The sequence below is a fragment of the Microbacterium sp. NPDC058269 genome (assembly GCF_042881445.1).
Classification (GTDB): domain Bacteria; phylum Actinomycetota; class Actinomycetes; order Actinomycetales; family Microbacteriaceae; genus Microbacterium.
Genome location: NZ_JBHVXT010000004.1, coordinates 148,050 through 161,840 on the forward strand (window position 1 = coordinate 148,050; position 13,791 = coordinate 161,840).

General features: G+C 68.4%; 12 protein-coding genes. 3 read left to right on the forward strand and 9 right to left on the reverse strand.

Going from position 1 to position 13,791, the window contains the following annotated elements; translation table 11 throughout:
- Positions 1–10: 10 nt before the first annotated feature.
- The 3 genes from def to ACFVWL_RS17915 form a co-directional block, all read right to left on the reverse strand.
- Positions 11–502, reverse strand: coding sequence for a peptide deformylase (gene def / locus ACFVWL_RS17905; RefSeq protein ID WP_387185704.1), 492 nt, complete (start codon positions 500–502; stop codon positions 11–13).
- The gene (locus tag ACFVWL_RS17910; protein WP_387185707.1) at positions 502–2,241 is read right to left on the reverse strand and encodes an AAA family ATPase; all 1,740 of its coding nucleotides are present in this window, start codon (positions 2,239–2,241) and stop codon (positions 502–504) included. Before ACFVWL_RS17910 ends, def begins: the two co-directional genes overlap by 1 nt.
- 65 nt (positions 2,242–2,306) lie before the next feature.
- Positions 2,307–5,714 carry a pyruvate carboxylase gene (locus ACFVWL_RS17915; protein WP_387185710.1) on the reverse strand — a complete coding sequence of 1,136 codons (3,408 nt, stop codon included), beginning with the start codon at positions 5,712–5,714 and terminating at the stop codon, positions 2,307–2,309.
- A gap of 93 nt (positions 5,715–5,807) precedes the next feature.
- Here ACFVWL_RS17915 and ACFVWL_RS17920 point away from each other — a divergent pair, with 93 nt between their 5' ends.
- Positions 5,808–6,620: a ParA family protein gene (locus ACFVWL_RS17920; protein ID WP_387185714.1), complete on the forward strand. Its 813-nt coding sequence runs from the start codon at positions 5,808–5,810 to the stop codon at positions 6,618–6,620.
- Positions 6,621–6,696: 76 nt separating this feature from the next.
- Here the strand turns inward: ACFVWL_RS17920 and ACFVWL_RS17925 are convergent, their stop codons facing one another.
- The 3 genes from ACFVWL_RS17925 to ACFVWL_RS17935 form a co-directional block, all read right to left on the reverse strand.
- Entirely contained in the window at positions 6,697–7,242 is a 546-nt protein-coding gene (locus ACFVWL_RS17925; protein ID WP_387185717.1) for a MerR family transcriptional regulator, read from the reverse strand.
- A 100-nt stretch (positions 7,243–7,342) separates the two neighbouring features.
- Positions 7,343–8,029, reverse strand: coding sequence for a MerR family transcriptional regulator (locus tag ACFVWL_RS17930; RefSeq protein WP_387185720.1), 687 nt, complete (start codon positions 8,027–8,029; stop codon positions 7,343–7,345).
- Positions 8,029–8,514 carry an FHA domain-containing protein gene (locus ACFVWL_RS17935; RefSeq protein WP_387185722.1) on the reverse strand — a complete coding sequence of 162 codons (486 nt, stop codon included), beginning with the start codon at positions 8,512–8,514 and terminating at the stop codon, positions 8,029–8,031. The genes ACFVWL_RS17930 and ACFVWL_RS17935 overlap by 1 nt, the downstream gene beginning before the upstream one ends.
- A 100-nt stretch (positions 8,515–8,614) precedes the next feature.
- Here ACFVWL_RS17935 and ACFVWL_RS17940 point away from each other — a divergent pair, with 100 nt between their 5' ends.
- The gene (locus ACFVWL_RS17940; RefSeq protein ID WP_387185725.1) at positions 8,615–9,265 is read left to right on the forward strand and encodes a copper resistance protein CopC; all 651 of its coding nucleotides are present in this window, start codon (positions 8,615–8,617) and stop codon (positions 9,263–9,265) included.
- Between the two features lie 9 nt (positions 9,266–9,274).
- The gene (gene lpdA / locus ACFVWL_RS17945) at positions 9,275–10,672 is read left to right on the forward strand and encodes a dihydrolipoyl dehydrogenase (RefSeq protein WP_387185728.1); all 1,398 of its coding nucleotides are present in this window, start codon (positions 9,275–9,277) and stop codon (positions 10,670–10,672) included.
- 70 nt (positions 10,673–10,742) lie between these two features.
- Here lpdA and ACFVWL_RS17950 read toward each other — a convergent pair whose 3' ends face one another.
- Genes ACFVWL_RS17950 through ACFVWL_RS17960 form a run of 3 tightly spaced genes read right to left on the reverse strand, consistent with a single transcriptional unit; the run spans position 10,743 to position 13,730 of the window.
- On the reverse strand, positions 10,743–11,864 hold the full coding sequence (locus tag ACFVWL_RS17950; protein WP_387185731.1) for an FAD-dependent oxidoreductase: 1,122 nt from the start codon (positions 11,862–11,864) through the stop codon (positions 10,743–10,745).
- Positions 11,851–12,576: a methyltransferase domain-containing protein gene (locus tag ACFVWL_RS17955; RefSeq protein ID WP_387185734.1), complete on the reverse strand. Its 726-nt coding sequence runs from the start codon at positions 12,574–12,576 to the stop codon at positions 11,851–11,853. Before ACFVWL_RS17955 ends, ACFVWL_RS17950 begins: the two co-directional genes overlap by 14 nt.
- A complete protein-coding gene (locus ACFVWL_RS17960) occupies positions 12,573–13,730 on the reverse strand; it encodes a type III polyketide synthase (protein ID WP_387185737.1) in 1,158 nt (385 codons plus the stop codon). The genes ACFVWL_RS17955 and ACFVWL_RS17960 overlap by 4 nt, the downstream gene beginning before the upstream one ends.
- Positions 13,731–13,791 lie beyond the last annotated feature (61 nt).

Sequence of the window (13,791 nt, forward strand, 5' to 3'; positions counted from 1 at the left end):
TCTCATGCGCTCAGAACCAGGAGCTCTCCCGCACTTCGCGCATGGCGATCTTTCGCGTCTCCGGATCCAGCCGGGTCAGGAAGAGCTTGCCGTCGAGGTGATCGGTCTCATGCTGCAGAGCCTGAGCGAGCAGGCCGTCACCCTCGAGGACCACGGGGTTGCCGTCGAGATCGATCCCCTCGACGCGAGCCCAGGGGTGGCGCTGCGCGTCGTGCCAGAGCCCGGGCACCGAGAGGCACCCCTCCCCCGTGGGTTCGGGCTCGCCGCGAACCTCGGTCAGCACGGGGTTGAGCACATAGCCGATGTCGCCGTCGATGTTGTAGCTGAACGCGCGCAGAGCGACGCCGATCTGCGGTGCCGCGACACCTGCGCGCCCCGGCAGCTCGACGGTGTCGACCAGGTCGGCCACCAGGGCGCGTACCCCGTCGTCGATCTCCTCGATCGGCGCGCAGACCGTGCGCAGAACGGGGTCGCCGAAGATGCGGATCTCACGGACCGCCATCAGGCGGCCCTGGCCCGCAGGCCCTCGACGAGCAGTGCCGCGAGTTCGCGGGCGGCGATCCGGGTCTCTGGGAGGAGGTTGGCGAACACGATCGTGCCTCCCCCGGCGATCTGCGGATCGTAGGGGACCCGAACGACGCTCCGCGCCCTCGTGGCGAAGTGCGCCTGCAATTCGTTCAGGCGCACGAGAGGAGTCCCCGGCGTGGACTGGTTGAGGACGACGATCGCCTCGCGCGCCTGCTCCTCGTACCCGTTGGTCTCGAGCCAGGTGAGGGTCTCGGACGCGAGGCGGGCCTCGTCGACGCTGAGTCCCGAGACGATGACGATCTGATCGGCGAGATCGAGAGTCGCCGACATCACGGAGTGGACGATCCCCGTCCCCGTGTCGGTGAGGACGAGCGAGTAGTAGTGGGCGGCCACACCGGCCACGTCACGGTAGTCGCTGTCACTGAAGGCCTCGGCGATGCGCGGGTCGGCATCGGAGGCGAGGACATCGAGTCGTGTCGCATCACGCGCCACGATGGCGGAGATGTCGTGGTATCCCTTGACGTCGTCATGGATCCGGACGAGGTCGCGCACGGACTTGCTGTGGTGCGGACGCACGATGCGCTCCGCGAGAGTTCCACGGTCCGGATTGGCATCGACGGCGATCACACGGTCTTCGCGGGCATCAGCGAGGGCCATACCCAGCAGCGCGGTGATCGTCGTCTTCCCCACCCCGCCCTTGCGGGACAGCACGGGGACGAAGCGCGCTCCCCCGGCGAGCGGTGCAGCGATCCTCGCCGAGAGCGCCTTCCGCTCCCGCGCACGGCGGCCGTCGCCGATGTTGATACGTCTGCCGGAGACGGCGTACAGGAAGTGACTCCATGCACCCTCGGGCTCGGGCTTCGTGATCTGGTGCGGATCGAGCAGCCGGTCGGCGGTGAGCAGGTCGGCGGACTCACGCGACGAATCGCCCAGATCGTCCAGGCGCTTCGACGTGAGCGTCACGTCCGTGCGGGCCGCCGCACGAGCAGACTGCACCACGACGGGCCTCTCTTCGGGGGTGGACACGGCAGTGGTCTCCTTCTCGGCGGATGCCCGCACGGCGGATGCCGGTGCAGGAGGAGCCGTCTCGATCTCGGATCGAGCCTGGGAGAGGAATCGGGCGGCGGCGGCTTCCTCCGCAGCCCGCTCCTCGGCGGCATCACGGTCATCAGCGACCGACTCGGGCTCCTGGTCTTCGAGGTGACCATCGTCGACGACGACCGCGTCGACGATGGTCTCCTCGACGGGGACCGATTCGAGTGCCGAGACGTCGATCACGATCGGGTCGATGCCGGGTGTCTCGTCGATCTCCCCCGTGACGACCGCAGGTTCCGCGGCCGGCTCTTCCACCGATACCGCGTCGACGATCGGAGGATCCACCGGCGCATCGGCCGGCGCGACGATGGGCGCCGATGCCGATCCGGGCTCAGGATGGGGCGCCGCTTTCGGCAGCGGTTTCGCCTTGGCCTTCGTCTTCGACGCGGACATCGGCTTCGGGTCGACGGCAGGGGCCTGATCGATCAGGAGGTCACCGATGACCTCGCCTTCGACGACCCCGTCGTCGGCGAGGTCGTCGTCGTCGCCCGTGGGCAGGGTCACGCTGACCTGGGCGGTTCCGCCGAGGATGCCGATGCCTGCCGTGTCGAGAGACGCGGCTTCGTCGAGCACCCCCAGCGAGTTCTCCTCGGGGTCAGTGGTGTTCTTCGGTGTCACGATGTCGCTCCAAGCCTGCGCGGGCCTCGGGTGCACACGGATGCGCGGCCCTCGCCCGCACAAGATTAGTGCGCCGGGCGGATCACGACCAAAAGATCTCCGGCATCCACCTGCTGAGTCTCGGCGATCGCGTGCCGCTCGACGACACCGTCGACGGGTGCGGTGATGGCCGCTTCCATCTTCATCGCCTCGATGGATGCGACAGGTTCACCGGCCCGGACGGATGCCCCGACCTCAGCCTTCAGGGTGACGACACCGGAGAACGGAGCGGCCACCTGACCGGGAACGGAGGTATCCGCCTTCTCGACCTCGATCGCATCGACCGTGATGGAACGGTCACGGACGAATACCGGACGGAGTTGACCGTTCAGAGTCGTCATCACAGTACGCATACCCTTGTCGTCGGCATCGCCGATGGCTTCGAGCCCGACGTACAGCCGCACACCGCGATCGATCTCGACCTGGTGCTCCTGCCCCGCCACGAGGCCGTACAGGTAGTCGCTCGTGTCGAGCACCGAGAGGTCGCCGAAGAGTTCCCGACGCTCGGCGAACTCGGCGCTGGGCGCGGGGAACAGCAGGGTGTTGAGGCGTGTCCGTCGCTCGGAACGGGTACCGGCGAGTGCCGCCTCGTCGTCCGCTGTGATCGCGGTGAGTCCGGTGCGCACGGACCGTCCGGCGAGGACCTTGGTGCGGAAGGGCTCCGGCCATCCACCGGGGAGATCGCCGAGTTCACCCGCCATGAATCCGACGACCGAGTCCGGCACGTCGTACTTCTCGGGGTTGGCCTCGAAGTCAGCCGGGTCGGCTTTCACCGCCGCGAGGTGGAGGGCGAGATCTCCGACGACCTTCGAGGAGGGCGTCACCTTGGGCACTCGGCCGAGGATGCGGTCGGCCGCGGCGTACATGTCCTCGATGAGCTCGAAGTCGTCCGCGAGGCCGAGCGCCTTCGCCTGCTGTCGCAGGTTGGACAGCTGGCCACCCGGGATCTCGTGGTGGTAGACGCGGCCTGTGGGACCGGGCAGGCCCGACTCGAACGGCGCGTACTGACGACGCACCGCCTCCCAGTAGGGCTCGAGATCGGAGACGGCGTCGAGGGAGATGCCGCTGTCGCGCTCGGTGTGCGCGAGGGCTGCCACCAGAGAGGACAGCGAGGGCTGGCTCGTCGTCCCGGAGAGCGGCGCCGATGCGGCGTCGACCGCGTCCACGCCGGCGGCGCTGGCCGCGAGGAGTGTCGCGAGCTGACCGCCGGGGGTGTCGTGCGTGTGCAGATGGACCGGGAGATCGAAACGATCGCGCAACGCGGTGACCAGCTTGGCCGCCGCCGCCGGACGCAGCAGGCCCGCCATGTCCTTGATCGCGATGATGTGCGCACCCGCCGCGACGATCTGGTCTGCGAGACCGAGGTAGTAGTCCAGAGTGTAGAGGTCTTCTGCCGGATCGAGCAGATCTCCCGTGTAGCAGAGGGCGACCTCGGCGACGGCGGTCCCCGTGTTGCGGACGGCCTCGATCGCCGGACGCATCTGCTCCACGTCGTTGAGTGCGTCGAAGATGCGGAAGATGTCGACACCGCTGGCCGCGGCCTCGGCGACGAACGCCTCTGTCACGGCCGTCGGGTACGGGGTGTAGCCGACCGTGTTCCGTCCACGCAGCAGCATCTGGATCGCCACGTTGGGCAGCGCGGCACGCAGCTTGTCGAGCCGCTCCCAGGGGTCTTCCCCGAGGAATCGCAGCGCGACGTCATAGGTCGCTCCGCCCCACGCCTCGACCGAGAGCAGACCGGGCGTCAACCGCGCGATGTACGGAGCAGCGGCGACCAGATCCTTCGTGCGCACGCGCGTGGCCAGCAGCGACTGGTGCGCGTCGCGGAAGGTCGTGTCTGTGATCGCCAGCGCCGTCTGCTCGCGGAGGCTGCGGGCGAAGCCCTCCGGTCCGAGCTCGAGGAGCTTCTGGCGCGAGCCCGGAGTCGGCGCGGCGGTCAGATCGACGGCGGGGAGCTTGGTGGCCGCGTCGACGACGCCGGGGTGCGCGCCGTGCGGTTTGTTCACCGTGACGTCGACCAGCCAGTTCAGCAGCTTCGTGCCGCGGTCCTTGGAGACTCGGCCGCGCAGCAGCTCGGGGCGCTCGTCGATGAACGAGGTGCTGACGTCGCCCGCGATGAAGGCATCGTCCTCCAGAAGCGCCTGGAGGAAGGGGATGTTGGTCGAGACACCGCGGATGCGGAACTCTGCGAGAGCACGACGTGCACGCGCGACGGCCGCCGGGAAGTCGCGCCCGCGGCAGGTGAGCTTCGCCAGCATGGAGTCGAAGTGCGGGCTGATCTGCGCGCCCTGATGCACGGTGCCGCCGTCGAGGCGGATGCCGGCACCACCGGGAGAACGGTAGGTGGTGATCTTGCCGGTGTCGGGCCGGAACCCCTGCGTCGGGTCCTCGGTCGTGATCCTGCACTGCAGCGCCGCTCCACGCAGGTGCAGGTTCTCCTGCTGCAGACCGAGGTCGGCGAGGGTCTGACCGGAGGCGATCCGCATCTGGCTCTGCACCAGGTCGACGTCGGTCACCTCTTCTGTGACCGTGTGCTCGACCTGGATGCGTGGATTCATCTCGATGAAGACGACCTCGCCGGTGCGCTCCCCCGCGGTCTCGAGCAGGAACTCGACGGTGCCCGCGTTCTCGTAGCCGATGGAGCGGGCGAAGGCGACGGCGTACCCGTGCAACGCGGTGCGCACACTGTCATCGAGGTTCGGCGCCGGGGCGATCTCCACGACCTTCTGATGGCGCCGCTGCACCGAGCAGTCCCGCTCGAACAGGTGCACCGTCTCGCCGGTCTTGTCGGCGAGGATCTGCACCTCGATGTGCCGAGGACGAACGACCGCCTGCTCGAGGAACATCCTGGCATCGCCGAAGGCACTCGCGGCTTCCCGCATCGCTTCGGCCAGAGCAGGAGCGAGATCGCCGGCCGTCTCGACACGACGCATCCCGCGACCGCCACCACCGGCCACCGCCTTGGCGAACAGGGGGAAGCCGATCTCGTCGGCCTGCGCCACCAGAGCATCGACGTCGTCGGATGCCTCGGTGGAGCGGAGCACGGGGACACCGGCCTCGACCGCGTGCCGCTTCGCCTCGACCTTGTTGCCGGCCATCTCGAGCACGTTCGAGGGCGGACCGATGAACACGATGCCGTTCGCTGCGGCCTTCTCGGCCAGCTCGGGGTTCTCGGAGAGGAACCCGTACCCGGGGTAGATCGCATCCGCGCCCGATTCGAGCGCGACGCGGATGATCTCATCGACGTTCAGGTATGCGCGCACCGGATGCCCGCGCTCACCGATCTCGTAGGCCTCATCGGCCTTGAGTCGATGAACGGAACCGCGGTCCTCATGCGGGAACACCGCGACAGTGCGCGCTCCCACTTCGACTGCCGCACGGAAGGCACGGATCGCGATCTCGCCGCGATTCGCCACAAGGATCTTCTGGAACATGCACACCTCTGGGAGCTCGATGCGCAGCGTTTTCGATGCGCATGGGGCGGGGCTGAGTGTTCCCCCAGCCTAGGGGAAGGTAACGTGGTGTCCGTGCACGTACTCAGCGTCAGCTCTCTCAAGGGAGGCGTCGGCAAGACGACCGTGACACTCGGGCTGGCCTCAGCGGCTTTCGCCCGAGGAGTCCGGACGCTCGTCGTCGACCTCGACCCGCAGTCCGACGTCTCCACCGGGATGGACATCCAGGTGGCAGGACGCCTCAACATCGCCGACGTCCTGGCGAACCCGAAGGAGAAGGTCGTCCGTCAGGCGATCACTTCCAGCGGCTGGGCGAAGGTGCACCCCGGGACGATCGATGTCCTCATCGGCAGCCCCTCTGCGATCAACTTCGACGGGCCGCACCCGAGCGTCCGCGACGTGTGGAAGCTGGAAGAGGCCCTCGCATCCGTCGAGGCCGACTACGACCTCGTGCTGGTCGACTGCGCGCCGTCGCTGAACGCCTTGACCCGCACGGCGTGGGCGGCGAGCGACCGCGTCATGGTCGTCACCGAACCCGGCCTGTTCTCCGTCGCCGCAGCCGACCGCGCCCTCCGCGCGATCGAGGAGATCCGCCGCGGCCTCTCTCCGCGGCTGCAGCCTCTCGGCATCGTCGTGAACCGCGTGCGCCCGCAGTCCATCGAGCACCAGTTCCGCATCAAGGAGCTGCGCGACATGTTCGGGCCTCTCGTCCTCTCCCCTCAGCTTCCGGAGCGCACCTCGTTGCAGCAGGCTCAGGGTGCCGCGAAGCCGCTGCACATCTGGCCGGGCGACTCTGCCCAGGAGCTCGCCGCCGACTTCGATCAGCTGCTCGACCGGATCATCCGCACCGGACGCATCGCCGTCCCGGAAAGCGGTCAGCAGGGCTGACCGCCCCGGCGCACACAGCGAAACGGCCATCCTCTTCGAGGACGGCCGTTTTTCTGTATGGCGGGCGACCGCGTCGTCAGGCGGAACGCTTGGTGCGACGCGCCGACAGCTCGTCCACGGGGTCCGGAGCACTCGCGTCGAAGGCCACGAGCGTCGACTCGACCTCGCGGAGCACCTTGCCGACGGCGATGCCGAACACTCCCTGTCCGCGGCTGACGAGGTCGATGACCTCGTCGTTCGAGGTGCAGAGGTAGACCGAGGCGCCGTCGCTCATGAGCGTGGTGCCTGCGAGATCGCGGATGCCGGCACGACGGAGCTCTTCGACCGCCGTGCGGATCTGCTGCAGCGAGATGCCGGTGTCGAGAAGGCTCTTCACGAGCTTGAGGACGAGGATGTCGCGGAACCCGTACAGACGCTGCGAGCCGGAGCCGCTCGCGCCGCGGACGGTGGGCTCGACCAGTTCGGTGCGCGCCCAGTAGTCCAGCTGACGGTAGGTGATGCCGGCGGCACGAGCAGCGACCGCGCCGCGGTAGCCGACCTCGTCATCCATGGCCGGGAGACCGTCGGTGAAGAGGAGTTCGGGCACGAACCGCGGGTCGCCTGTGAGCTCATCCGCATTCATCTGAAATCCTCCCTGGAACGGTTATCTTCCACGGTAGAGCAGTGCCTGGGCACCGGCAATGACATCCGTACGACAGCGAAGGTGTGTCGCAATCAGTTCGTTACGAAAGCACCCGCGAGAGTGCGTCCTTGACGAAGAGCGATCGCACTTCGTCGATGCGTGTGGCGAGTTCGGGGGCGAGTTCGCTGGCCTTCGCACGGGAGGCGGCATCCGTCCGGCGCAGCAGCGCGGACATGGCCGATTCGATGAGGGCGACCTCGCGCTCAGCGCCCTGGCGCAACGAGCGCAGATGTCGCGGCTCGATGCCGTGACGGTCGAGGGCGACGAGCCCGCGGAGCAGCGTCGCCGTCGCCTCGGGATAGCTCTCCTGAGCGGTGATGACTCCCGTGCTGATGGCGTCGTTGAGAAGCTGCGGGCCGGCTCCGGCCGCGGCGAGGAGCTCGTCGCGCCGATAGCGGCGGGGCGTCGGGGCGATCGACGGCGGCGGCGCGAGCGTGGTGGCATCTCCCCCGGCGTCGGCGTCATCCAGCTGTTCCCGGATGACGCTCAACGGCAGGTAGTGATCGCGTTGCAGGGTGAGCCCGAGACGGAGACGCTCGATGTCGGATGCCGAGAACTTGCGGTAGCCGGAGTCGGTGCGAGACGGGCTGACGATGCCCTGCACCTCGAGGAAACGCAGCTTGCTGGAGGTCAGGTCGGGGAACTCCGGGGTGAGCCTTGCGAGCACCTGACCGATACTCAACAGGCCCGCGGACGCAGAGCGTTCGCGGGCGGGAGAGGCCGCCATCAGGCGTTCGCCGCCAGGCGGTCGCGCGGAGAGGCGAAGAAGTTCAGGCGGAACTTGCCGACACGGAGTTCGGAACCGTCCACCAGCGCGCTGCGGTCGACGCGCTCACCGTTGACATACGTCCCGTTGAGCGAGCGCTGATCGATGATCTCGAACGTCGATCCCGTGCGGGTGATCTCCGCGTGCCGACGCGAGACAGTCACGTCATCGAAGAAGATGTCGGCCTCGGGGTGTCGGCCGACGGTGGTCACGTCGGTGTCGAGAAGGTAACGCGCTCCGGCGAGGGCGCCGGAGCGTACCAGCAGAAGCGCCGATCCCGCGGGCAGAGCGGCGATCGCCGTCTCCTCGACGTCGGTGAGCTCCACTCCGAACGGCACGAACGACAGATCGGAATCGTGTCCGAACGTCTGCGTAACGTCGTGTCTCTGTTCACCGGAACGGTGGATCGCGGCTTCTCCGGCCGGTCGGCTGTCGCTGTCAGTCACTGTGCCCTCCTGGTTGTCCAGACTAACGGATGCCGAGCCGCTCGCGGGAGGCCGCTTTCACACTCAGCCGTCGCATACCGAGGATTCATAGGCTGTACTCGTGAAGACCAAAGCTCTGAGCCGCTCGGCTGCCCCGATCGTCCTCGCCGCGACGCTGCTCGCCGCCTTTCTCGTGCTCCTCTCCCCTCTCTCCGCGTCGGCGCACGATGCGCTCGTGTCGTCGTCGCCGGCAGCGGACGAGTCGGTCGAGGTCGTTCCCGCCGAGCTGACGCTCACCTTCAGCGCGAAGCTGATCGGCGGCGAGGGCGCCACCGAGGTGGTCGTGACGGACCCCGACGGCAACTCGGTCACCGACGGACCGGCGACGGTGGACGGCGCGATCGTCACGCAACCGCTGCAGGGCTCGGGACCGGCCGGGGCCTATCACGTGATCTGGAAGGTCGTCTCGAGCGACGGCCACCCCACGTCCGGCGAGTACTCCTTCACCGTGACCACCGGTGACGGTGCGGCCACGGACGGGCCCAGCACCGCGCCGACGACGGCTGCGCCCACCACCGAGCAGACCGCCGCTCCCGCCCCGAGCGACACGCCGGCCGCCACTGACGCCGACTCCGGCCCCGGCGCTTCCGCGTGGATCTGGGGGATCTCGATCGGGGGGATCCTCGTCATCGTGGCGCTGATGCTCTGGTACAGCATGCGCGGGCGGAAGAGCGCCTCGGCTACCGATTCCGACCCCTCCTCCGAGCGATAGGCTTAAGGCATGCCACACTACGACGTCGTCATCCTTGGTGCAGGTCCTGGCGGATACGTCGCTGCGGTTCGCAGCGCGCAGCTCGGTCTCTCCACCGCCATCATCGAGGAGAAGTACTGGGGCGGTGTCTGCCTCAACGTCGGCTGCATCCCCTCCAAGGCACTCCTGAAGAACGCGGAGCTCGCACACACCCTGAACCACAAGGCGGAGTTCTTCGGAATCTCCGGCGAGTTCACGATCGACTACGGCAAGGCTTTCGATCGCAGTCGCGTCGTGGCCGACGGTCGCGTCAAGGGCATCCACTTCCTGATGAAGAAGAACAAGGTCACCGAGTACGACGGCCGCGGAACCTTCACCGGCCCCAAGGCGATCTCGGTCGCCAAGTCCGACGGCTCGACCGAAGAGGTCACGTTCGACAACGCCATCATCGCGACCGGCTCGCGGGTGCGCCTGCTTCCGGGTGTCGAGCTCAGCGACAACGTCGTGACGTACGAAGAGCAGATCATGAGCCGTGAGCTGCCGAAGTCGATCGTCATCGTCGGCGCCGGCGCCATCGGCATGGAGTTCGCGTATGTGATGACGAACTACGGCGTCAAGGTCACCATCATCGAGTTCCTCGACCGCGCGCTCCCCAACGAGGACGCCGATGTGTCGAAGGAGATCACGAAGCAGTACAAGAACTACGGCGTCGACATCCTGACCTCCACCAAGGTCGAGACGGTCGTCGACAACGGCTCCTCGGTCACCGTCACCTACACCGGCAAGGACGGCCAGCAAAGCTCGATCGAGGCCGACAAGGTGCTCATGTCCGTCGGCTTCGCCCCGAACATCGAGGGCTTCGGTCTCGACAAGACCGGTGTGAGGCTCACCGAGCGCGGTGCGATCGACATCGACGACCACATGCGCACCAACGTCGAGGGCATCTACGCGATCGGCGACGTGACCGCCAAGCTGCAGCTCGCCCACGTCGCCGAGGCGCAGGCCGTCGTCGCCGCCGAGACCATCGGCGGCGCGGAGACCCAGACGCTGGGCGACTACCGCATGATGCCCCGCGCGACGTTCTGCTCGCCGCAGGTCGCATCGTTCGGTCTCACCGAGCAGCAGGCCAAGGACGAGGGGCGCGAGATCAAGGTCGCCACCTTCCCGTTCATGGCCAACGGCAAGGCGCACGGCCTGGGCGAGCCGGTCGGCTTCGTCAAGCTGATCGCCGATGCGGAGCACCTCGAGCTCATCGGCGCGCACATGATCGGCCCCGACGTGTCCGAACTCCTGCCCGAGCTGACGCTGGCCCAGAAGTGGGACCTGACGGCGCTCGAACTGGCCAGGAACGTGCACACGCACCCGACGCTTTCGGAGGCGCTGCAGGAGGGCTTCCACGGCCTCGCCGGCCACATGATCAACTTCTGATCACCCGCTGATCCAGGAAGGCCCGATCCGCACAGCACGGATCGGGCCTTTCTGCGTCTGGACGCTTCTCTCAGAGGCCGCGCATCGTGAGGAGCCCGGCCGTCCACCCGCGCAACGGGGCCGATCCGAGCGTGCGCATGAGCACCTCCCTGGCGCGCACGGTTGTGGCGGGCGCCGGAGCCCCCATGGACATGTAGAACGCCGAGCGGCGCTGGGCCCGCGATGCCGATCTGCGCACCTGTCGGTCGTAGGCCGTCAGGTCCGGCATCCGCGCCGGGGCGGAGCGCGCGAGCCGCTCTGCGAGACGCACGGCATCCACCCATCCGAGGTTCATCCCCTGCCCGCCGATCGGGCTGACCTCGTGCGCCGCGTCGCCCAGGAGCACGATCCGCCCCCGATGCACCCGCTTCGCCGTGTGCTGCGCGGCGACGAACGCGGTCGGCCTCACATCGGGCGGGAGCCCGAGGTCGACTCCCGTACGCGTCGCGATCGCCGCGCAGAAGTCCTCGATGCCCTCCAGACCTCTGCCCTCCGACACCCGCACCACCCACCGCCGGCGACCGTCCGGAAGGGGAAAAGACTCCACGAGTCCCTCCGGCTCGCAGTGCAGCACGGCCCGTGCGCCCGGTGCCGAATCGATGACGTCCACCATCGCATAGGAGGCTCGTCCGGTGCGGGGGCGCCACCCGAGGCCGAGATCGTCGCGGAGCCGGCTGCGTACGCCGTCCGCGACCACCACGACGGCGGCCGAGAGCTCTCGCCTCCCGTCGGCGGCATCGGCGGTGACGTGCACGGCCTCCGCCGTCTGCCGGATGCCGGTCACGTCGCACCCGAGGATCAGCGCCTCTGCGGAGAGCGACTGCAGTCGAGCGCGCAGCAGCGCGCCGGTGCGCGGCTGCGGAAGGATCAGAACGGGGCGATCGGCAGCGAACGTCAGCGTCGCCAGTGTCCGCCGACGGCTGCGCACCTCGCCGCCCTCGAGCCGCAGCCCCTGCGCCCGCACCGCGTCTCCGATACCCGCAGCCTCCAGAGCTTCCAGACCAGGACGATGGATGCCGATCGCCCTGGTGCGGTCATCATCCTCCTTCCGACGCTCGCAGACCGCGACCCGCAACCCCTCCTGCACCAGCAGACAGGCCAGCAGCAGACCGACCGGGCCCGCACCGACGATCAGCACGTCATGATCGGGCATGGTCGCCCTCCCACCGCAGTTCCAGACGAGAGGGCACACCCCCGCGGACCGTCCACCCGGCAGGAGCGATCGCGGCGAGCTCTGCGACCGTGTACGAACGGCGGATGCTGATGAGGCCGTCCTCGCGGATGAACGAGTCCGCGAGGAGCGTGCCGGAGACCGCCCAGGTAGCCGCGGCGAACAGCAGGTGCGCGGTGCGGCTGCGGGCGATGTCCTGATGCGACACCAGCCCGCCCGAGGCGGCGAGCTGCACGGAGTCGCTGAGGACGGTCCGGAGCTCTGCGTCATCGAGATGATGCAGGACGTGATTGGACAGCACCACGTCGTAGGTCTCGCCGGCGGCCACGAGCTCGGTCGTGAGGGCGCAGCGATAGCGGATGCCGGCACCGCGATCATGCGCCGACGCCCAGCGGATCGCGCGCTCATCGGCGTCGAGAGCGGTGATCTCGGCGTCGAGCCCGTCCTGACGCAATCTCCAGGCGAGCAGACGGCAGAGGTCTCCCCCTCCCGCGCCGACGTCGAGGATCCGCAACGACCGGGAGCGCTCCGCCCGCGGTCGGATGTCGCGCCGGTAGAGCATGCCCGGGCGGGAGACCAGGGCGTTCACGAACCCGAACCGTCCGTAGGTCCGCGCCAGCCTCCGCGCATCGGCGTGCGGATCGTCCATCAGCTCGCGGGTGCGGACATCCCGCGCGGTCAATGCGGGGCTCATGACCGCGGCGGCGCGACGACGGTCATCAGGGCGCTCTCGGCCGTCAACCCCGGCCCGAACGCCATCGCCGAGACCCGGTCGCCTGCGCTCGCCCCCTCCTCGAGGATGTGCTTGAGGACGAACAGCACGGTCGCGCTGGACATGTTGCCGTTCTCCCGCAGCACCTCCCTGGCCGGGTGCAGCTGCGCATCGCTGAGGTGCAGTCGCTCCTGAACCTTGTCGAGGATGCTCCGCCCGCCGGGGTGGATGGCCCAGTGCTGGACCGCCTCCCCCACATTCCCGGCCTCGAAGGCCTCACCGAGACCTTCCTCAGCGCCGTACAGCGGCCGGAGCGCACCGATGATGGTCTCGCCGATGATCTGCGGCACGGCCGTGGAGAGGATCATCTCGAAACCGGTGTCGCCGATGGTCCAGGCCATGTCCTTCTCGCCCTCCGGCGCGATCGCCGTGTGGAAGCGGTCCAGGCGCAGCGCGGTCATCGGCGACGGGAGATCGCGCGCCGTGACGATGCCGGCGGCCGCGCCGTCGGCGAACAGCGACGAGGCGACGATCGTGTCGGGATTCTCCGAGGAGCGCAGGTGCAGCGTGCACAGCTCGACGCTCACGACCAGGACGACGGCGTTCTCGTCCGCAGCGCAGAACTGACTCGCCGCCCGGAGCGCCGGCATCGAGGCATAACAGCCCATGAACCCGAGGTGGAAGCGCTGCACCGCGTCGGAGAGTCCGAGCGCCCGCACGATCTCGTACTCCGGACCCGGCGCGTGGAAACCGGTGCAGGAGACGGTGATGACGTGCGTCACATCGGAGGGGTCGAGATCGGGGTCGGCCTCGATCGTCCGCCGTGCGGCCTCGACGAAGAGCTTGGTGGCCTCGCGGCTGTAGAAGTCATTGCGTGCTCTCGTACCGGGAGCGAGCAGCATTCCCGTTCGACGGTCGAAGAAGACGGGGTCGGTGACGTCGGAATCCAACGACAGCTCGTCGATCACGGTGTGGCGGGTATCGATACCCGAGACGTTGAACGACGTCGTGACGATGCGCTGGGCCAATCTCCCGAGGTCGGGCTGCTGCGCGAAGACATCACGCACCTGCTCCTGGACGAGAACGGTGTCGGGGACGATCGTCTGCAGCGATCGAAGCACAGGCGGTCGGCTCATGGTGTCACTCAAGCACTGCGCACCGCCCCGGGGGAAGGGGTTGCGTCCGGGCGCTGTCTGG

What these genes read in the sequence shown, in the direction of transcription:
- def (WP_387185704.1), bottom strand. Translation starts at nt 502, where the DNA reads ATGGCGGTCCGTGAGATCCGCATCTTCGGCGACCCCGTTCTGCGCACG.
- ACFVWL_RS17915 (WP_387185710.1), bottom strand. Translation starts at nt 5,714, where the DNA reads ATGTTCCAGAAGATCCTTGTGGCGAATCGCGGCGAGATCGCGATCCGT.
- ACFVWL_RS17925 (WP_387185717.1), bottom strand. Translation starts at nt 7,242, where the DNA reads ATGAATGCGGATGAGCTCACAGGCGACCCGCGGTTCGTGCCCGAACTC.
- ACFVWL_RS17930 (WP_387185720.1), bottom strand. Translation starts at nt 8,029, where the DNA reads ATGGCGGCCTCTCCCGCCCGCGAACGCTCTGCGTCCGCGGGCCTGTTG.
- lpdA (WP_387185728.1), top strand. Translation starts at nt 9,275, where the DNA reads ATGCCACACTACGACGTCGTCATCCTTGGTGCAGGTCCTGGCGGATAC.
- ACFVWL_RS17950 (WP_387185731.1), bottom strand. Translation starts at nt 11,864, where the DNA reads ATGCCCGATCATGACGTGCTGATCGTCGGTGCGGGCCCGGTCGGTCTG.
- ACFVWL_RS17955 (WP_387185734.1), bottom strand. Translation starts at nt 12,576, where the DNA reads ATGAGCCCCGCATTGACCGCGCGGGATGTCCGCACCCGCGAGCTGATG.
- ACFVWL_RS17960 (WP_387185737.1), bottom strand. Translation starts at nt 13,730, where the DNA reads ATGAGCCGACCGCCTGTGCTTCGATCGCTGCAGACGATCGTCCCCGAC.